We start from the raw sequence: 19,566 nt of genomic DNA on the forward strand, positions 1-19,566 counted from the left end.
GCGACCGGCAGGGGGCCCTGCGCACGGCTCCGGCCCCGGCCCCGGCCCCGGCATGACTGTGGGGCTGCTCCTCCGGATTCCGGAAGGGAGGCAGCCCCGCAGTGACGCTGTTCAGCGGGAGGACGCCGCACAGGCGTTTGTGCTCCGGCTACTGGCCCTCGTCGCGGCGGCGCTGCCACCGCTCCTCGATGCGGTTCATCATCGACCGGCGGGAGCGTGACTGGCGTCGCGTGGACGCCGAGCCGCCTCCGCTGCCGCCCTGCTGCGCGCTTCCCGGCCTCTGTTGCTGCTCGCCGCTCTTGGGGGCCTTGCGCCAGCCGGTGACCGCGAGGACGGCGCACCCGAGCATGACGAGGAAACCCACGACGCTGATCCAGATCTGCTGCGCGACCATTCCGGCCATGAGCAGGGCGATGCCCACCAGAAAGCCTGCGACGGCCTGGTAGACCCGCTTGCGGGTGTACCTGCGCAGCTCACTTCCCTCGAGCGCTGTCGCGAACTTGGGATCTTCGGCGTACAACGCTCGCTCCATCTGCTCGAGCATGCGCTGCTCGTGCTCAGAGAGCGGCACGGAGTCCTCCTACTCGTCGGTCGCGGGGGCGACCGGGTGCGACCATCCAAGGATAGGCAGGGAATCGCCCCCGTGAAACCCGCCCCTCTGCGCCATTACCTCCCACCAGGACCGAGATGACGGGTGCCGGCGCGGGACCGTTCAATCCGTGCATTCCCGCACCGCCTTTCCACCATGCCGAACGGTGTGCCCCGATCATACGGCGGTCAACAGCTGATCGGGTGAGCTAACGGCCACCGGGGTACTGATCGGTCACTCCGGCCGGGTCACCCCCGCCGGGCCCGGCGCCCGCCGGGTCACCCGTCGTGGTACCGCGCCTCGGCCAGGACATGCAGCTGACTCGCGACCGCCTGGAAGGCGGGCAGTTCGGAGGCGGCGCTCTCCAGCCGCACCAGGGCCGCCTCGGCGTCCGGTTCCGTGTCGACGAGCGCCCCGGGCACGAGGTCGGCGAAGACGCGGATGCCCTGCAGCGCTGTGACGGACAGCCCCGTGGCGTCGACGAGGGCGGTCAGCTGCTCGGGCGTGAACCGGCGGGGCATCGGGTCGCTCTCGCCCCAGCGCCCGTCCCGGCCCGTCAACGCCTGCCGGGCTTCGGTGAAGTGGCCCGCGAGGGCACGTCCCATCACGGCGCCGCCCAGACCGGCGGCGAGGAGGCTGAGTGTGCCGCCCTCGGGGCGCAACGCCGCGACGACGTTGCCCAGCCCCTCGGCCGGATCGTCCATGTACTCCAGGACGCCGTGGCAGAGCACCACGTCGTAGCCGCCCCGCCCCACGACGTCGAAGAGGCCGTGCGCATCGCCCTGCACTCCGCTGACCCTGCCCTCCACTCCGGCCTCGGCGGCGCGGCGTTCGAGCCCGAACAGTGCGTTGGGGCTCGGGTCCACGACGGTGACGCTGTGGCCCAGCTCCGCGACCGGCACCGCGAAGTTGCCCGTCCCGCCTCCGGTGTCGAGGACTTCGAGGGACTCCTTGCCGCTCGCCTTGACCCGCTGGTCGAGAGCTCCTCGCAGTACCTCCCAGACCACGGCGGTACGGCGGGATGTGCTGGGGCGGGACATGGCGTGCTCCTCGGCGGCTCAGGGGCGTGCAGCCACCACCCTATTGCCTTCGCAGCCACGGTGTTTCCCGCTGTCCCGGGCCATCGGGGGCCGCTGTCTGCCGCATCGCGCCGTCACCCCGCGCGGGGCCGGCGCTGGTCCTCCTCCGCGCCCGGCGGGCTCAGCCGGGCGGCGACGAGGCCCTCGTCGGACGCGGCGATGCGCGGCTGCGGCAGCGCGGGCTGCGAGACCAGCATCCGCTCCACCAGCCGCAGGAAGACCCCGGTCTCACGGACGAGGTCGTCGGCGTCGCGCCAGCTGGCCGCGCCCTGTATGCCGGCTTCGGCACGGGCACGCTTGGGCGCGCCGGAGGCGAACAGCACACTCCACTCTGTGAGTTCGGGTGCGGCCTCGGGCAGCACCTCCCACGCGCTTCGTATGGCCCGCCTGCGGCGCTCGCTGCTCTCGGGGCGCCCGCGCACCGCGAGCACGGCGGCAGCGGTCCGGAGGGCCGCCAAGTGCGCTGTCGCGAACCGCTCGTTGGGCGTCTCCATGGCCGCGGCCTCGTCCAGCCCGTGCTGCGCCTGGGCGAGCAGGTCGAGGGCGGCGGGCGGGGCGGCCGCCCTGCGCAGGACGGGATGAACGTCGTTGGCCGGCGGGGAGTTCGGGGGCGTTCCCCGAGAGGGTCGCTGCACGGGAACCAACCTCCTGTCGTCGTCCGACTTCCGAATGGACCGGCGTATGTACCCATCGTGAGGCCCACCACTGACAGTCCGTCCGACCTGCACAAAAACCCCTACGGCTGTGACGACGGCATGGAAGCGGGGGCCGCCCGCGGAGCCTCAGCACCGTGAGGTACTTTTGAACTGACCAGTCAGTGCAAAACGAGAGGTGGGTCCGTGGGCGACGCGGTACACGACTCCCACGGCAACGAGGAGCCGGGGACGGAGATGACCACCGGCGCCGGGACGAGCGGCGCGGACGGGCGCCCCGGCACGAACCGTGGCGCGGCGGAACGGGGGGCCGAGGCCCCGGGCCAGGAGCCGAAGTCAGCCCCCGTCGAGGGCGTCGGCCTCCACGCCGAGGACTTCGGGCTCGACGGCCCGCGTGGCCGGGTCTTCTCCGGCGTCCGTTTCGAGGCGGCACCGGGCTCGCTCGTCACGCTGGAAGGCCCGTCGGGCTCGGGCCGCACGTGTCTGCTGCTGGCTCTGACGGGGCGCATGAAGGCAACCGGGGGACACGCCGTGGTGGGCGGCCGCCGGCTGCCCGAACAGCTCGCCGCCGTACGCCGGTTCAGCGCCCTGGCCGCCGTGCCGGGCGTCACCGACCTCGAACCGTCCCTGTCCGTCGCCGAACACCTTCGTGAACGCGTGCTTCTGCAGCGGCGGTTCGGCGGTTCCCTGCGCTCCCTGCTGCGGCCCCGCAAGGAGCGGGCGGCGGCGCGCGGCCGCGTCGACGCCGCGCTGACCCTCGCGGGGTTCGACCCGGAGGCGCTGCCCAAGGGGCCTCGTACCCGCGTGCGCGACCTGGAGCGGCTGGAGGTTCTGAGGCTGTCGGTCGCGCTGGCCCTGCTGGGCGCGCCCCGACTGCTCGCCGTGGACGACGCCGACTTCAAGCTCTCGGATCCCGGGCGCGAAGAGGCGTGGGCGCTGCTGCGTTCGGTCGCGGCGTCCGGCGTCACGGTCCTGGCTGTGTGCAGCGAGGCTCCCCCGGGCGCGGTCGTCGTCCGTACGGATACCGGGCGAGAGCGGCAACACCCCGCACGTACGGGGAAGTTCGACGGTACGAGCGAGAAGGAGACGGCGGATGCGCTCGCCGAGGCTGGCCGCGCTTGAGCTCAAGCGGTTCGGGAGGGGCCGACTGCCCCGGGCGGCGATGGCGGCGATGCTGCTGCTGCCGCTGCTCTACGGCGCCCTGTACCTGTGGTCGTTCTGGAATCCGTACGGGCGTCTCGACAAGGTCCCGGTCGCCCTCGTCAACGAGGACGAAGGGGCGAGGGCCGACGGCAAGCAGATCGCGGCGGGAGACTCCGTCACCGAGGGGCTGCACAAGAGCGGCACGTTCGACTGGCACGAGACCGACGCCGAAGACGCCCGCAAGGGTGTCGAGGACGGGCGCTACTACCTGTCACTGACCGTGCCCTCCGACTTCAGCGAGCGCATCGCCTCCAGCTCGGGCGACGACCCGCGGGCCGGTGCCCTGAAGGTGCGCACGAACGACGCCGGGAACTACGTCGTCGGGCAGATCTCCCGCACCGTCTTCTCGGAGGTGCGCGCGGCGGCCTCCAGCAAGGCCTCCCGCGGCTTCTACGACCGGATCTTCGTCTCCTTCTCCACCCTGCACGACAGGACGGCGAAGGCGGCGGACGGCGCGGACAAACTCGGCGACGGCATCGGCCGCGCCAAGAAGGGGACCGGGGAACTGAAGAACGGTCTGGGCGAGGCCGAGCACGGCAGCGGCAGACTCAAGGACGGCACGTCACAACTGCACACCGGCGCGGGCAAGTTGGAGAAGGGCTCGAAGCGGGTGGCGGACGGCACGCAGCAGTTGAGCGACAAGGTCGACAAGGCTGCCGGCAAGCTGGGCCCGTTCCTGGACGAGCACGGCGACGAGATCGGCACCGCTGCCCGTGACGTGGCCCGTACGAGCAAGACGCTCAAGGACAACCTCGGCGAACTGCCCGGCGCGGCGCACCGGGCGAAGGCCGACTCCCGCAAGGCCGCCGACACCCTTGCCGCCGTTTACCGGGCGCGCTGCGAAGCGCCCGTCGAACTGGACACCTCCTGCGCGCAGTTGAAGAAGGCCAGGGACGCCGCCGAGACGGCGGCCGATGTGGCCGCGGACGTCGACGACATCGTCAAGAAGCAGGGCAGTCTCACCCGTCTCGGTGAGAATCTCGACAAGCTGCGCAAGCACGCGGACGCCCTCGCAGATCGCGGCCCCCGTCTGGGCGAAGACCTCGACAAGGCCGTCGCCCAAATCCACGCGCTCAACAAGGGCGCGCACAAGGTCCACGACGGGGCGGGCCGCCTCAAGAGCGGGCTGGCGGACGCAGAAAGCGGCGCAGCGGAGCTCGACGCCGGCGTCGGCAAGCTCAGCAAGGGTGCGGGCACGCTCGACGGCGGGATGTACAAGCTCGCCGACGGCTCCGCCCAGCTGTCGGGCGGACTGCACGACGGCGTGAAGAAGATCCCCGACTACGGCAAGCAGGAGCGCGAGGACCGTGCGGGCGTGATGGCCGACCCCGTCGGGCTCTCCTCCGCAAACGCGCACTCGGCACCCAACTACGGGACGGGGTTTGCGCCGTACTTCATCCCGCTCGCCCTCTGGGTCGGTGCGATGATCGCCTACATGCTGCTGCAGCCGCTCAACAGACGCGCACTGGCGGCGGGTGCGCCCGCCGCACGCATCGCACTCGCCGGATGGCTGCCCGTCGCCGCGATAGGGGCGCTGCAGGCCGGGGCGCTGCTGGCCGTTCTGCACTGGGGGCTCGGGCTCCAACTCGCCCGGGGTGCGGGCACGGTGGGCTTCCTGCTGCTGGTGACGCTCTGCTTCACCGCGATCGTGCAGTTCCTGGGCGCGCGGTTCGGCCCGGCCGGCCGCGTTCTCGTGCTGGCGATGCTGATGCTCCAGCTGACGTCGGCGGGCGGCACGTACCCGATTGAGACCAGCCCCGGATTCTTCAACGCCATCCACCCGTTCCTGCCGATGAGTTACGTCGTGGACGGCCTGCGTCACCTCATCACCGGCGGTGAACCGTGGCCGGTGTGGCGGGCCTGCCTCGTGCTGCTCGCCTTCACGGCCGGGGCTCTCGCGCTGACGGCCCTCACGGCCCGCCGCAGGCAGGTGTGGACCGTCGACCGGCTGCACCCGGAGATCGCGCTGTGAGCCGCGCTCCCACCCGCGAGAGGCTGTTCCAGGCGGCCGTGACGCTCATCGCCGAGCAGGGATTCTCCGCGACCACGGTGGACGAGATCGCCGAGAAGGCCGGCGTCGCCAAGGGCACCGTCTACTACAACTTCGCCAGCAAGAGCGAGCTGTTCGAGGAACTGCTGCGGCACGGCGTGGAGTTGCTGACGAGCGACCTGCGCGAGGCGTCCGCCTCGACCGCGTCGGCGGGCGGCGGTCACGTCGACGCGCTCGATGCGATGGTCCGTGCGGGACTCGTCTTCATCGACCGCTATCCGGCCTTCACACGGCTGTACGTCGCGGAGCTGTGGCGCACCAACAGGGCGTGGAACTCGACTCTGCTGGTGGTCCGCAGGCAGGCCGTCGCCGTCGTGGAGGAAGAGCTGCGCGCCGGTGTGGAGGAGGGCGAGCTGAGCGCCGACATCGACATCACGCTGACCGCGGCCGCACTGGTCGGCATGGTGCTGGTCGCCGCTCTGGACTGGAAGGCGTTCCAGCCGGAACGCTCCCTCGAGGAGGTGCACGGCGCGCTGTCGCTGCTGCTCCAGGGACGTGTCGGGGGGTGTGCGCAGCCCCGGTAGCCGGCCGAACCGGCGACCACCCGTTCCCAGGGCTGCGCACGCCTTCCCCCGTATCCCCCGACCCCCGTTACGGACGCGGGGCCCCGTGCCCCCGCGTCCCCCTTGCAAGGGAGCCGCCTCCGTTCCGCCGCCCCGTGTCGGCGGTGCCGGAGCCGGTGCTCCCTTGCCACGCGCATCACTCTGCCGTCCGGCGGGTCCCCGGCCCATCCGCTGTTCTACTCAATCGGCGGGCTAGGTAGCCCTACTCAGCACTGGGGGCCGGAGCCCGGGCGCTACCGCTCAGGGCGCGTCGCCCCGCTCTCCCGGCGGCACCGCCCGCCGCGAGGTGCCGTCCGCCGTCCCGCTAAAGTCCCTCGTCATGGCACGCATTGCGGTGATCGGCGCCGGGCTGGGCGCGATGGCGGCCGCCGCGCGGCTGGCGACGGCGGGGCACCGGGTGACGGTGTACGAGCGCTCGGCGACCTTCGGCGGCGGAGTCCGGTCCTGGGAGCGGGACGGCTTCCGCTTCGACACAGGGCCCGGCCTTCTGCATCTGCCGGCCGTCTACCGGGACCTGTTCGTGAAGACCGGCCGTGAAGCGCTGGAGGACCACGTGGGCCTCGTGCGGCTCGATCCGGCGATCCGGCACGTATTCCCCGACGGCACGGCCGTCTCGCTGCCCTCCGGCTCCCGCGCGGGAGTCGTCGGGGCGCTCGACGCCGCCTTCGGCAAAGGGGCGGGCGAACGCTGGACGGACCTGCTAGCCCGGGCCCGTACCGTCTGGGACGCCACCAGGCGGCCGCTCCTCGAGGAGCCGCTGACCGCGGACGGCGTCCCGGCGCTGCGCGAGAGCCTCGCCCGCGACCCGTACCCCGCGCTGCGCGGCAAGGGGCTGCTGCGGCGCCGCCCGCCCACCCTGGCGGAAGCCGCCGCCGACGAGCTCCGCGATCCGCGGCTGGTGTCCATGCTGACGGGCTGCGCCAACTCCTACGGCCTGGACCCGGAAGAGGCACCAGCGGGTGCGGCCGTACTCGCCTACGTGGAGCACACCTTCGGCACCTGGCACGTGCGCGGAGGGATGCGGGCGCTCGCGGAGGCGCTGTACACGCGGTGCACGGAACGCAAGGTGGACTTCCGCTTCGGCTGCGAGGTGGCGGAGGTGCTGGAGGAGGACGGCAGAGCGGTGGGCGTGAAGCCGGCCGGAGAGCCGGACGTCCCGGCCGACGCCGTGGTCGTCGGCGCCTCCCGGGTGCCGGGGAGGGCAGCCGGCGACGGAGCACCGCAGGACGTGCCGGCCCTGTCGCGCCTCACGGTGCTGCTCGCGCTGCGCGGCGCAAGACCGGCGGGCACTCCGCACCGCACCGTGGTCCACCGGGCCGACGCCCCCGGGCGGCCACTGACCGTGCTGCGTCCCGACGATCCCGCGCTGCGCCCGGACGACGGGCATGAGGCCGCGGTGCTCTCTGTCGCCGTCGAGCCGGGCGAGGCGGGCGAGCCGGGCGAGGAGAACGGACTGTACGGGCAGGACGGGCACGGCGGGCGTGGCGGGCAGAACAAGGCGTCACGTCTCGCGGACCGGCTGGTGGCCGCCGCCGACGCGGCCGGGCTGGACCTCGGGGAGCGCGTGCTGTGGCGCGAGGTGCGCACGCCGCGTCACATCGAGGAGGAGACGGGGGCTCCGGGCGGCCTGGTGCCGGCTCCGGCGCTCGCGGGGCCGTTCGCGCGCGGGGCCCGTACCCGGCGGGACGCCGTGGATGTGCGGCCGCCCAACAGGACGGGCACGAGCGGGCTTTACCGCGCCGGAGGCTGGGCGCATCCCGGCGGCGGTGCCGCACACGCGGGAATGTCCGGCGCGTTGGTCGCCGGACTGATCGTGGAGGGTGACGACTGGCGCGGCTCGCGCTGAGCCCGCGCCGCGGCCCGCCGCTGCCGGGCGCGGCCGCTCCGCCGGTCAGTAGTAGTAGCCGCTGCCGGCGCCGTATCCGTTGCCCTGGGTTCCGTAACCGTACGGGTCGCCGTTCTGGTACGGGTACTGCTGCTGGCCCTGCTGCTCGTTCGGGTCGCGCTGCTGCGGCACCCATGCGCCGGCGCCGCCGGTGGGCGGCTGGGGGAAGTAGGACTGTCCGTCGGCGTAGGACTCGCCGTTGCCGTACATGGACCCGTAGGCGTCCGCGCCCGCGCCGCCCGCTCCGAAGCCGCCGCCCCCGCCGAAGGTGTCGGAGACCCCGTACGGAGACTGCTGGGGGCCGTACCCCTGCTGGTCGCCCAGGCCGCCGATGCCGCCGATGCCGCCGTACGGATCGCCGCCGCCGTAGGAGGCGTTGCCTCCGTAGGTGTCGTAACCGCTGTAACCCTCGTACGAGGGGCCTGCGGCGCCCGCGCCGTTGCCGTCGAAGGCGGCGTACGGGTCGGAGAACCCGCCGTACTGCTGCTGGCCGTCCTGATATATGCCGGGCTGCTGTCCGGCTGCCGGATAGCCGAAGCTGTCGTAGCCCCCGAATGTGAACTCGCCGGTCTCGTCCGGCATGGGGCCGGGCTGGTAGACGGGGATCTGTTCCTGGCCGGTCGTCTGCGGCCCGTAACCGTTCGGCGCAGGGTACCCGTTGGGCTGGTAACCCTCGGTCTCCGGGCTGAACGGGCTGAACGCCTGGGTCGCCTCGAAGCCGTTGGGGCCGGGGCCGGCGAGGCCGTCGGGCGCCGCGAAGGCGGTCGTCTCATAGCCGTTGCCGTTCAGACTGTCGTAGCCGTTCCCGTTCAGGCTGTCGTAGCCGTTGCCGTTCAGGCTGTCGTAGCCGTTGCCGTTCAGGCTGTCGTAGCCGTTGCCGCTGGAAGCTCCGAATCCGCTCGGGGCGCTCATCGAGTCCACGGCGGGGAAGCCGCCCGTCTCGTAGCGGTTCCCGCTGCTGAACCCGCTCGGAGCGCTCATCGAGCCCACGGCGGCGAAACCGGCCGTGTCGTAGCCGTTCGAGTCGCCGGCGTTCTGCTGGAACCCGTCCGAGCCGTAGCCGCCCGACGCCGTCAGGGCGGGTACGGGCTCGGGCGCGGAGTCGAACTGCGGCACCTGCAGCGCCTCGGGCTCCGCCTCCTCGTCGCGGCGGCGGCTGACGCCGGGCACTCCGGAGAGTGCCCAGCCCGCCACGAAGCCACGGCGGTAGGAAAGCGTCACGAAGGTCTGACCCGTGGCGAAGGCGGCGATCCCGACGCCGATCACGACGACCGACGGGATCAGCGCCCCCGCCACCACGCCCAGGAAGCCGGTGAAGGCCAGCACGCGCCAGCGCAGCCGCGCCTTGTACTGCAGCAGCACTTCGCCCAACAGCCACAGCGCGACGATGCCGAACGCGATGTAGAGGACTGTCCAGCCCATGTGCGCCCCCTTCTCACTGCCTCGGCCGGCTACTTCGGCTCAGGGTCGATTGTGGAGTCCAAGATTCTGATGGATTTCCAACGTTGCCGTGGAGTTGTTGAGCGTAATGAAGTGGAGTCCGGGGACATCCTCGGCCATCAGCGTCGCACACATCTCCGTCGCGTACTCGATTCCGACCGAGCGTACCGCCGCGGGATCGTCTTCGACCGACCGGAGGCGGTCTGCCAGTTCGTCCGGGATCGTCGCATTGCTGAGCTGTGCGAACGTCTCGATCTGCTTCACGTTGGTGACCGGGATGATCTCCGGGATGATCGGTGTCTCGCAACCCGCTGCCGCCACGCTGTCCCGCAGCCGCAAGTAGTCCTCGACGCGGAAGAACATCTGCGTGATCGCGTAGTCGGCCCCGGCACGGCACTTGTTGACGAAGTGGCGCACGTCGGTGTCCCAGTCGTCGGACCGGGGGTGCATCTCCGGGAAAGCGGCGACACCGACGCAGAAGTCGCCGGACTCCTTGACCAGCTCGACGAGTTCGGAAGCGTAGGTGAGGCCCTCGGGGTGCTTGACCCACTCACCCATCGGGTCGCCGGGAGGGTCGCCCCGGATCGCGAGCACGTTGCGGATGCCGGCGTCCGCGTACTGGCCGATGACGTTGCGCAACTCCGACCTGGAGTGGTTCACGGCGGTCAGGTGCGCGACCGGGGTGAGCGTCGTCTCGGTGGCGATCCGCTCGGTGTTGCGCACGGTCCCCTCTCGCGAGGAGCCTCCGGCGCCGTAGGTCACGGAGACGAACGTCGGTGAGACGGCTTCGATTCGCCGCAGGGCGTTCCACAGCGAGCGCTCGCCCTTCTCCGTCTTCGGGGCGAAGAACTCGAACGAGTACGAGCGCTGACCCGTCGCGAGGAGGTCACGCACTGTCATGGTGCTGTCTGTCCTGGTAGCTGAGATACCGATGGCCATGGTTGCAGGCTATCGGCCTTGGCTAGAGGGCGACGGGGCGTGAAGAGCGCTTACGTCCCTTCCGTCGCCCTTGTCGGGGCGTCTCTTCCGGCTGCGCACGTGCTGGTCAAGCAGCGAGAACAGCGCGCGGGCGGCGCTTGGGAAAGCGATTTCCCCGCCGGTCGCGCGCGGGCCGGAGTCCCGCCCTGCACCCCCGCGGGTACCCCCGTCGAGCAGCGCTTCGGCGGCGCTCAGCGCGACGGGCCGGCCCCGTCGTGCTCGGCACCCGCGTCGTGCTCGGCGCGCTCCCGCAGCCGGCGGGCAAGCAGTGCCGCGGCGGCCTCGGGATCGTCGGCGCCGGTGAGGACGCGGACGACCACGACGCGCCTCGCGCCGGCGTCCAGCACCTGGTCGAGGTTGGAGGCGTCGATCCCGCCGATCGCGAACCAGGGACGCGAAGTGCCCAGCGAGGCCGCGTACCTGACCAGTTCGAGGCCCGGGGCGTGACGGCCCGGCTTGGTGGGGGTCGGCCAGCAGGGGCCGGTGCAGAAGTAGTCCACCCCTGGCTCGGCCGCCGCTGCCGCGGCCTCCGCCTCGGCATGCGTGGACCGGCCGATGAGGACGTCGTCACCGAGGACGGCACGGGCGGCGGGGACCGGGAGGTCACCCTGGCCGAGGTGGAGCACGTCGGAGCCGGCGGCGTGCGCGACGTCCGCCCGGTCGTTGACGGCGAGCAGCTTTCCGTGGCGCCGGCAGGCGTCGGCGAAGACCTCGAGGTGTTCCAGCTCCTCGGCGGCCTCCATGGTCTTGTCCCGAAGCTGCACGATGTCGACGCCTCCGCGCAGGACCGCGTCGAGGAACTCCGGCAGATCGCCCTGCTCCTTGCGCGCGTCGGTGCACAGATAGAGCCGGGCACCGGCGAGCAGACCGCGGGCGGTGGTGGCGCTCATGAGGGACGTCCCCCCGGACGAGGGCGTGCGGGCCGGACGCAGCGGCGCGCGCTGCGCCGGGCCCGCACGCCGGCGGATGTGCGGATGTGTGCGGTGTGACTCCGTGTACGGGCAGTGCAATGCGGTGTGCCGGAAGCTGCGCTGTGCGAGATGTCACACGGCAAGTGCCTGGGCGCGCCGCTTCACCTCTGTCCCGCGGTTCTCCCGGAGGGCCTGCGCGGGGGTGCCGGGCAGGCTCTCGTCCTCGGTGAAGAGCCACTCCAGCATTTCCTCGTCGCTGAAGCCGTCGTCCTTGAGGAGCGTGATCGTGCCGACGAGGCCCTTCACGACGCGGCCCGAGGCGATGAAGTCCGCGGGCACCTGCAAGGTCCGCCCCTCCCCTCTGCGGACCGCGATCAGCTGGCCCTCCTTGACGAGCTGACGGGCCCGGGTCACCGGGATGTCCAGCTTTTCGGCGACATCGGGCAGGGTGAGCCAGCCAGGGACGAGAGCATCGGTTTTTGCATCAATCTCTGTCACGCCACCAGCCTGCCATCCCGCTGTGACAGTCACTACTGTGCGGCGGCGACCAGTCCGGCTGAGCCCCTCTTATGGGGCCGCTCCGCCGCGGGAACGCAGGGCGCCGTACCGCTGGTGATGTGAGTCGCTAGGTGTATTGATCACGGGCGTCAACAACGCCCGTGATCAATACACCTAGGTCCCGGGGACGGCCTTCTTCAGGGGAACCGCCGCGTCGGCCACGCGTTCCGCGTCCACCGGCGCACCGCGGCCGATGAGCCTTCTGCCCTGCGCAAGATCGCGGGGCCGGCCGACCGCGAGCAGCGCGTTCAGCGTTCCGTCGCGCAGCCAGCACACCGACCAGGCGGCCTGGTCCGGGTCGCCGCGCCAGACCAGTTCGTCCTCCGGCGTGTGGTGTCCGGCGTACTGGATGAAGCGTCCGAACTGCTCGGACCAGAAGTAGGGAACCGGGTCGTAGAGCGCGGCCTCCGCCTCGCCGTCCGGCAGCGTTCCGGCCGTGATGTTGGCGGCCACGACGCGGGGTCCCTGCAGCGCGTTGTCCCAGTGGTGCACGAGCAGGCGTTCGCCGTACCGGGCGGAGGGGAAGGAGGCGCAGTCGCCGACCGCGAACACGTGCGGGGCGGAGGCACGCAGCCCCTCGTCCGCGAGCACGCCGCCGTCCTCGCCGAGTTCGATGCCGGAGCCCGCCAGCCAGCCCGTCGCGGGACGCGAGCCGATGCCCACGACGACGGCGTCGGCCCGCAGCCGCGTGCCGTCCTGGAGCACGACCCCGCCGCGCTCCACCGAGCGCACGGCTGTGCCGGTACGCAGGCGCGCGCCGCTCTCCTCGTACCAGGGGCGCATGTGCTCCGTGACCTCCGCGGGAAGCGCTCCCGGAAGCGGCGCTCCCCCGGCCTCCACGACGGTGACGTCGCAGCCCGCCTCGCGTGCCGCGGTGGTGAACTCGGCGCCGATCCAGCCCGCGCCCACCACGACCACCTCGCTGCGCGCCGCCAGCACGGTACGCAGCCGTGCGGCGTCGTCGAGGGTCCGCAGCAGGTGCACGCCGGGGGCTCCCTCGCCGCCGGGAAGCGCGACAGGTTCGGCTCCCGTGGCGATGACGAGATGGTCGTAGGCAACGGTGCCCGCGTCCGTCTCGAGAAGGCGTTCACCGGGACTCAACGCGGTCGCCTGCCGGCCCAGTTCCACATCGACGCCGAGGGCTCCGAAGTCGACGTCCAGTGCGGAGTCGTCCGCCTTGCCCAGCAGCACCGCCTTGGACAACGGGGGCCGGTCGTACGGCTGATGGGGCTCGCCGCCGATCAGCCTGATGCCGCCGGGCCAGCCCTGCTCGCGCAGTTGCACGGCCGTCTGCACACCGGCCATGCCCGCACCCACGACAACGACCCGCTGCTCGCTCCGACTCACGCCCACCCGGTCATCCTAGGGCGCGGGCACTGCTCCGGCGGTTGGCTGCCGCGGCGGCCGCCGGTCACATCACGGCCGGGGCGCAGTACGCTGGTTCGGCGGTACGAAGCCACGGCGGCCCGGCGAAGGGCCGTACGGCGAGCCGGCGGCAGCCTGCAGGACCGCACAGGACACACAAGGCACACGCGGGAGTCCGGCGCACCGGGCTGAGAGGGAGGCTGCGGCCTCCGACCGTACGAACCTGATCCGGGTCATTCCGGCGAAGGGAGAAGCAGCTTCCTCATGCGACGCAGCAGCACACCCGGGACCGCCGCCGGGCGGGGTTCCGGCGCGCCCGCACACCCCGACGTGGCCGTCGTCGGCGGCGGCATCATCGGGCTCGTCACCGCGTGGCGGTCGGCACAGCGCGGCCTTTCCACAACTGTCGTCGACCCCGAACCGGGCGGCGGCGCCGCCCGGGTGGCGGCCGGGATGCTCGCCGCCGTCACCGAGCTGCACTACGGCGAGGAGTCGCTGCTCGGGCTCAACCTCGCCTCGGCGGCCCGTTATCCGGCTTTCGCGGCGGAGCTGGAGGAGGCGAGCGGCCAGGAGATCGGCTACCGCTCCTGCGGCACACTCGCGGTCGCCCTCGACGCCGACGACCGGGCCCACCTGCGCGAACTGCACGCGCTTCAGCGGCGTTGCGGGCTCGATTCGCAGTGGCTCACCGGCCGGGAGTGCCGCCGTCTCGAGCCGATGCTCTCCCCTTCCGTACGCGGCGGGCTGCGCGTCGACGGCGACCACCAGACGGACCCGCGCCGGCTCGCCACGGCCTTGCTGCTGGCCTGTGAACGTGCGGGCGTGGCCTTCCGGCGCGCTGCCGCCGTGGGCCTCACCGTCGCGGACGGCCGCGCAACGGGCGTGACACTCGACGACGGCACCGTTGCGGGGGCCGGGCAGACGGTGCTGGCGACGGGCTCGTGGGCGTCCCGTCTGGAAGGGGTTCCGCACGAACTCCTGCCGCCGGTGCGGCCGGTCAAGGGCCAGGTGCTCCGGCTGCGGATGCCGTCCGCAGCCGCGTACGGGCCCTTCCTCTCCCGTACGGTCCGGGCGATCGTGCGCGGCGGGCACATCTACCTCGTGCCGCGCGCCAACGGCGAGCTGGTCATCGGCGCGACGAGCGAGGAGCTGGGCTGGGACACGACGGTCACCGCCGGTGGCGTGTACGAACTGCTGCGGGACGCCCACGAACTGACCCCCGGACTCACCGAACTCCCCCTCACGGAGACCTCGGCGGGGCTGCGTCCGGCGTCCCCCGACAACGCGCCGCTGCTCGGGCCCACCGCGCTGCCGGGGCTCCACCTGGCCGCCGGCCACTATCGCAACGGCGTGCTGCTCACGCCCGTCACCGGTGACGCGATGGGCGAACTGCTGGCGACCGGCGAACTCCCCGAGCAGGTCCGTGCGTTCACTCCGGCAAGGTTCGGCGCCCCCGGCTCCGGCGCCCCCGGCTCCGGCGACGCCGCGGGGGCCGCGGGGGCCGCAGGGACCGTCTCGGCAGGCGAGCCCTCGAGAGATTCCGCAAGCGAGCCACAGGAGCGTCCAGCATGACGAGCGTCCCCTCGCACACCGCGACCGTCACCGTCTCCGTGAACGGCGCCTCCCGCGACGTTCCTTCGGAGTCCACCCTCGACCAGCTCGTGGCGGACCTCACATCCGCGCCCTCGGGTGTCGCCGCGGCCGTCAACGAGACCGTCGTGCCCCGGGGCGAGTGGTCGCGGGTGCGGCTGGCCGAGGGCGACCGCATCGAGGTACTGACCGCAGTCCAAGGAGGTTGATCCGTATGCCAGGCACAGCGGTCGGCACGACGCCGCACCCGGAGCGGGGCACGTCCCCGTCGGCGCACTCCCCCGCGGCAGCGGCGGACCCGTTCGTCCTCGGCGACCGAACCTTCGGCTCCCGCCTGATCATGGGTACGGGCGGAGCGCCCAGCCTCGACGTCATGGAACGCTCGTTGGTGGCGTCGGGGACCGAGCTGACGACGGTCGCCATGCGCCGCCTCGACCCGACGGTCCAGGGCTCGGTGCTGTCGCTGCTGGAGAAGCACGGCATCGGCGTGCTTCCGAACACCGCGGGCTGCTACACGGCCGGCGAGGCGGTGCTCACCGCCCGGCTCGCACGGGAGGCTCTCGGAACCGACTGGGTGAAGCTCGAAGTCATCGCCGACGAGCGCACGCTGCTGCCCGACCCCGTCGAACTCCTCGACGCTGCCGAGACGTTGGTCGACGACGGCTTCACCGTGCTGCCCTACACCAATGACGACCCCGTCCTGGCACGGAAGCTGGAAGAGGCCGGCTGCGCGGCCGTCATGCCGCTGGGCTCCCCCATCGGCTCCGGGCTCGGCATCCGCAATCCGCACAACTTCCAGCTGATCACCGAGCGCGCCGGCGTGCCCGTGATCCTCGACGCGGGTGCCGGGACGGCCTCCGATGTGGCCTTCGCCATGGAGTTGGGGTGCGAGGCCGTGATGCTCGCCTCCGCCGTGACGAGGGCGCAGGAGCCGGTGCTGATGGCCGAGGCGATGCGGCAGGCGGTCACGGCCGGCCGCCTGGCCGCACGTGCGGGCCGCATCCCGCGCCGCCACTTCGCGGAAGCGTCCTCCCCGGCGGAGGGCGTCGCCGCGCTCGATCCCGAGCGCCCGGCCTTCGGCTGAGCGGGCCGGACTTCCCCGAAGCCCCGGGGTTCCGCGAAGCCCTGGAAGCCCCGGAGCCTCCAGGGCTCCCTCCAGGGCCCCAGGGCTCCAGGGCCAAGGTCCCGCAGGACCAAGGTCCCGCGGGGAATCCGGTGGCCGGCGAAACACGGGAGGAAGAAGGCACGGCGAGGAGAGCGGAAGGGGCAAGGGTGACGCCAGGAATTCCGCGCCCCTCGGCACCCCCGCAGTGATGCCGTTCAGACGAAAGTCCCAAAAGGGACAAATTGGAGATTCTTCCTTTTTGCCCTGTTTCCTCACCCGCTGCTTGGCGCATCACGGATTTCCGTCGCCGTGATGGCTCGTAGACTCTTCGTCGATGGATACGAGCCTTCAGGACTCCTCCTCCGGCCCCGCCGGGGAGTCCCCGCCGGTCGGACAGGTGCTGGACGGCCGGTACCGCGTCGAATCACGCATCGCCGTCGGCGGCATGGCGACGGTCTACCGCGCCGTCGACACCCGCCTCGACCGCGTGCTGGCGCTGAAGGTCATGCACCCCTCGCTCGCCACGGACGGCGCCTTCGTCGAGCGCTTCATCCGCGAGGCCAAGTCCGTCGCCCGTCTCGCGCACCCCAATGTGGTCGCCGTCTACGACCAGGGCACCGACGGCACCTACGTCTACCTGGCGATGGAGTACGTCTCCGGGTGCACCCTGCGGGACGTGCTGCGCGACCGGGGCGCCCTGCGCCCCCGCGTCGCCCTCGACATCCTGGAGCCGATGCTCGCCGCGCTGGGCGCCGCCCACCACGCCGGCATGGTGCACCGCGACATGAAGCCGGAGAACGTACTGATCGGCGACGACGGCCGGGTCAAGGTCGCCGACTTCGGCCTCGTACGGGCGGTGGACAGCCAGACGTCCGTCGGGACCGACAGCATCCTCGGCACCGTCTCCTACCTCGCCCCGGAGCAGATCGAACACGGCACCGCGGACACACGCACAGACCTCTACGCGTGCGGCGTGATGCTCTACGAGATGCTCACCGGCAGCAAGCCCCGCACGGGCGGCACACCGGCACAGGTGCTCTACCAGCATCTCCACGAGGACATGCCGGCCCCGTCGGCCTCCGTGCCCGGCCTCGCCCCCGAACTGGACATGCTGGTGGCACGGGCCACGGCCCGGGCAGCGGACGGACGCCCCCAGGACGCGGGCGCCATGCTCGCCGAGGCCCGCGGAGTCCGGGCCCGTCTCACGCCGTCCGAGCTGGATGCCGTCCCGCCGCAGGCGAACGACCCGGCGGCCGGGCTCGCCCAGGCACTCGCGGCCGGCGCCGCCCTCGGCGAGGGCCGCATGCGCTCGGCGGCCGGCCCCGGCGACGGGACCGAGGAGCCCACGAGCGTGCTTCCGCGCGACGTCGCGGCATCGCAGGAGTACGGACACCATCCCGGCCCCGGCGACGGCTGGGACGGCATCGACCGCACCGCCCGCTACACCGTCCCGCCGGGCGACGACGGGGGCACCAGGCGCCGCTCCCGGGGCCGCGCCGGCGGCCGGGGCTTTCTGGTGACGCTGGCGGTGATGCTGTTGCTGCTGGTGGGCACGGGTGTCTGGTACATCAACTCCGGCCAGTTCACGCAGACACCGGCGGTGCTGGCCAAGACGGAGTCCGACGCCAGGAAGATCCTCGGCGACTCCGGCCTCGACGTGAACGTCACCCACGAATACAGCGAGCGCGTCGAGCGCGGCCACGTCGTCGACTCCAACCCGGACCCGGGCGACCGCATCCGCAGGACCGGCACCGTCACCCTGGTCGTCTCCAAGGGCCCGGAGATCGTGAAGGTCCCCGAGCTGGACGGTATGCCGCTCGCCGACGCCCGGCGCAGGCTCAAGGACGCCGGCCTCGAGGCCGGCGTGGTGAAGCGGCAGTTCAGCGAGGACACGGCGCGGGGTTCCGTGATCGCCAGCGACCCGGAGGCGGGCAGCAAGCGCCGGCCGGGCTCTCCCGTCGCGCTGGCCGTCTCCAAGGGGGCGCCCGTCGACGTGCCGGACGTCGTCGGCGACGACGAGGACTCGGCCCGGGAGAAGCTCACCGAGGAGGGCCTGAAGGTCCGCATCGCTCCGGAACGCGTCTTCTCCGACGAGGACGAGGGCAGCGTGGCCCGTCAGTCGCCCGCCGAGGACAGCACGGCCGGCGAGGGCGACACCGTCACGCTCACCATCTCCAAGGGCCAGGACCTGGTCGACGTCCCGGACGTGGAGGGCCTGGGCAAGAAGCAGGCGCGCAAGAAGCTGGAGGACGCCGGCTTCGAGGTCACCGCACGCCGGATCTTCGTCGGCAACAAGGTCTTCGCCCAGTCACCCGGCGGGGACGACGAGGCTCCGCGCGGCTCCAACGTGACGATCTGGCTGCGCTGAGCAGGCCGGACCGTCCGGCTCTGCGCCGAGCGGCCCCCGCGCGGCCCTGCGGCGGTCACGGCAACACCGCCCGCGCCGCTGCGATGCCTCCGATACCGCTCGCGCCGCCCGCTGCGGACACTCCGAGGAGCCCTGACACCCCGCACGCGCGCCCTCACCCACAGACAGACGAGCCGCCCCGCGTGTGATACCGGACATAGGGCGCATGTCACTTACGACGGTGCCTAGTGGACCCGCTCTTCCCCCAGTCCGCCTTCCGAAACACGGCGGTCCCCGTTCCCGGCACCGCGTCTCTCCCCCGATAAACGAGCCGGGATAGTACGTCACACTTTTGGGCTGTGTTTTCGGAGCCTTTAACAATTGCCGTCGGTCGCATGCGCCGGGGTTCGGAACCCGGCGTACACCGCCTTTCCGGCCTCTGCGACGCACGCAATTGTTGAAAGGTTCGCTCACAATGCCCAGCATTCCCGGCTACGTCCGCAACCCCAAGTTCGCGCGTTACTCCGCCGCAGGTATATCGGTCGCGGGAGCGGCAGCGATCGCGCTGACCGTCCTCCCCGGCACGGCCGACGCAGGCGACCAGAGCCAGTCCAGCGCCAAGAAGGTCAGCGCATCGACGGCCGCCGCGGAGAGTACGAAGAACTCCGATACGCACAAGGTGGAGCTCGGCGCCGCCAAGCAGGGAACCCTGGACTCCGACGTCCAGCGCACCAAGGAGGCCGTGGCCGCCCAGAAGGACGCGGTGGCCAAGCAGAAGGCCGTCGCCGCCGACCGCGCGGAGGCCGCGAAGGTCAAGGCCGCAAAGGCGAAGGCCGCGAAGAAGGCTGCCGCGGAGCGCAAGGCCGAGGCCGCAGCCGCCGCAAAGGCGTCCCGCGCCGCCGAGCGCCCCGCTCCCAAGACCTACCCCGACAACCTCGACGGCTGGATCCGCGAGGCCCGCGACATCATGGCGAAGCACAACATTCCCGGCTCGTACGACGGCATCAAGCGGAACATCATCCGCGAGTCCGGCGGCGACCCCAACGCCGTGAACAACTGGGACATCAACGCCCAGAAGGGCACCCCGTCCAAGGGTCTGCTCCAGACCATCCAGCCGACCTTCGACGCCTACCACGTCGACGGCACCTCGACCAACATCACCGACCCGGTCGCCAACATCGTGGCCGCCTGCAACTACGCGGCGGACAGGTACGGTTCGATGGACAACGTCAACTCGGCATACTGATGGT

At 72.0% G+C, this 19,566-nt stretch carries 16 protein-coding genes, 1 pseudogene and 1 riboswitch; of the genes and pseudogenes, 9 read left to right on the forward strand and 8 right to left on the reverse strand.

The annotated features are described in order from the left end of the window. Window positions 1-148: 148 nt before the first annotated feature. The 3 genes from EV375_RS05715 to EV375_RS05725 form a co-directional block, all read right to left on the reverse strand. Window positions 149-571 carry a DUF3040 domain-containing protein gene (locus EV375_RS05715; protein ID WP_130298476.1) on the reverse strand — a complete coding sequence of 141 codons (423 nt, stop codon included), beginning with the start codon at window positions 569-571 and terminating at the stop codon, window positions 149-151. Between the two features lie 296 nt (window positions 572-867). Further along, complete coding sequence (locus EV375_RS05720; RefSeq protein WP_130298477.1) at window positions 868-1,629, reverse strand: methyltransferase; 762 nt, start codon at window positions 1,627-1,629, stop codon at window positions 868-870. 113 nt (window positions 1,630-1,742) lie between these two features. Next, entirely contained in the window at window positions 1,743-2,303 is a 561-nt protein-coding gene (locus tag EV375_RS05725; protein ID WP_486588308.1) for an SAV_6107 family HEPN domain-containing protein, read from the reverse strand. Between the two features lie 204 nt (window positions 2,304-2,507). On the opposite strand from EV375_RS05725, the gene EV375_RS05730 reads away from it, so the two are divergent. From EV375_RS05730 to EV375_RS05745, 4 genes are all read left to right on the forward strand, one after another. Further along, entirely contained in the window at window positions 2,508-3,443 is a 936-nt protein-coding gene (locus EV375_RS05730) for an ATP-binding cassette domain-containing protein (protein WP_486588309.1), read from the forward strand. Continuing rightward, complete coding sequence (locus EV375_RS05735; RefSeq protein WP_130298479.1) at window positions 3,415-5,496, forward strand: YhgE/Pip domain-containing protein; 2,082 nt, start codon at window positions 3,415-3,417, stop codon at window positions 5,494-5,496. Before EV375_RS05730 ends, EV375_RS05735 begins: the two co-directional genes overlap by 29 nt. Continuing rightward, entirely contained in the window at window positions 5,493-6,098 is a 606-nt protein-coding gene (locus EV375_RS05740) for a TetR/AcrR family transcriptional regulator (protein WP_130298480.1), read from the forward strand. Before EV375_RS05735 ends, EV375_RS05740 begins: the two co-directional genes overlap by 4 nt. A 358-nt stretch (window positions 6,099-6,456) precedes the next feature. Then, window positions 6,457-7,983, forward strand: coding sequence for a phytoene desaturase family protein (locus tag EV375_RS05745; protein ID WP_130298481.1), 1,527 nt, complete (start codon window positions 6,457-6,459; stop codon window positions 7,981-7,983). Between the two features lie 1,164 nt (window positions 7,984-9,147). Here the strand turns inward: EV375_RS05745 and EV375_RS05750 are convergent. From EV375_RS05750 to EV375_RS05770, 5 genes and pseudogenes are all read right to left on the reverse strand, one after another. Beyond that, window positions 9,148-9,444 (reverse strand): annotated as a pseudogene (locus EV375_RS05750) (hypothetical protein); the annotation flags it as partial. 39 nt (window positions 9,445-9,483) lie between these two features. Beyond that, window positions 9,484-10,401: a methylenetetrahydrofolate reductase [NAD(P)H] gene (gene metF, locus EV375_RS05755; RefSeq protein WP_130298482.1), complete on the reverse strand. Its 918-nt coding sequence runs from the start codon at window positions 10,399-10,401 to the stop codon at window positions 9,484-9,486. Window positions 10,402-10,631: 230 nt separating this feature from the next. Beyond that, window positions 10,632-11,330, reverse strand: coding sequence for a thiamine phosphate synthase (gene thiE / locus EV375_RS05760; RefSeq protein WP_130298483.1), 699 nt, complete (start codon window positions 11,328-11,330; stop codon window positions 10,632-10,634). A gap of 153 nt (window positions 11,331-11,483) precedes the next feature. Further along, window positions 11,484-11,849: an Rv2175c family DNA-binding protein gene (locus tag EV375_RS05765; protein WP_130298484.1), complete on the reverse strand. Its 366-nt coding sequence runs from the start codon at window positions 11,847-11,849 to the stop codon at window positions 11,484-11,486. A gap of 174 nt (window positions 11,850-12,023) precedes the next feature. Beyond that, window positions 12,024-13,214, reverse strand: a complete 1,191-nt coding sequence (locus EV375_RS05770) for an FAD-dependent oxidoreductase (protein ID WP_130301640.1) — start codon at window positions 13,212-13,214, stop codon at window positions 12,024-12,026. Window positions 13,215-13,431: 217 nt separating this feature from the next. Then, window positions 13,432-13,541: riboswitch (TPP riboswitch) on the forward strand. On the opposite strand from EV375_RS05770, the gene thiO reads away from it, so the two are divergent. The 5 genes from thiO to EV375_RS05795 all read left to right on the forward strand — a co-directional run bounded on the left by thiO (window position 13,539) and on the right by EV375_RS05795 (window position 19,562). Then, entirely contained in the window at window positions 13,539-14,846 is a 1,308-nt protein-coding gene (gene thiO, locus EV375_RS05775; protein ID WP_130298485.1) for a glycine oxidase ThiO, read from the forward strand. (Overlaps the previous riboswitch by 3 nt.) Then, window positions 14,843-15,073, forward strand: a complete 231-nt coding sequence (gene thiS, locus EV375_RS05780) for a sulfur carrier protein ThiS (RefSeq protein WP_130298486.1) — start codon at window positions 14,843-14,845, stop codon at window positions 15,071-15,073. The genes thiO and thiS overlap by 4 nt, the downstream gene beginning before the upstream one ends. A gap of 5 nt (window positions 15,074-15,078) precedes the next feature. After that, window positions 15,079-15,948 carry a thiazole synthase gene (locus tag EV375_RS05785; RefSeq protein ID WP_130298487.1) on the forward strand — a complete coding sequence of 290 codons (870 nt, stop codon included), beginning with the start codon at window positions 15,079-15,081 and terminating at the stop codon, window positions 15,946-15,948. Window positions 15,949-16,303: 355 nt separating this feature from the next. Next, entirely contained in the window at window positions 16,304-18,337 is a 2,034-nt protein-coding gene (gene pknB, locus EV375_RS05790; protein WP_130298488.1) for a Stk1 family PASTA domain-containing Ser/Thr kinase, read from the forward strand. Between the two features lie 454 nt (window positions 18,338-18,791). After that, entirely contained in the window at window positions 18,792-19,562 is a 771-nt protein-coding gene (locus EV375_RS05795) for a transglycosylase SLT domain-containing protein (RefSeq protein WP_130298489.1), read from the forward strand. Window positions 19,563-19,566 lie beyond the last annotated feature (4 nt).

Source organism: Streptomyces sp. CNZ301 (assembly GCF_004217425.1).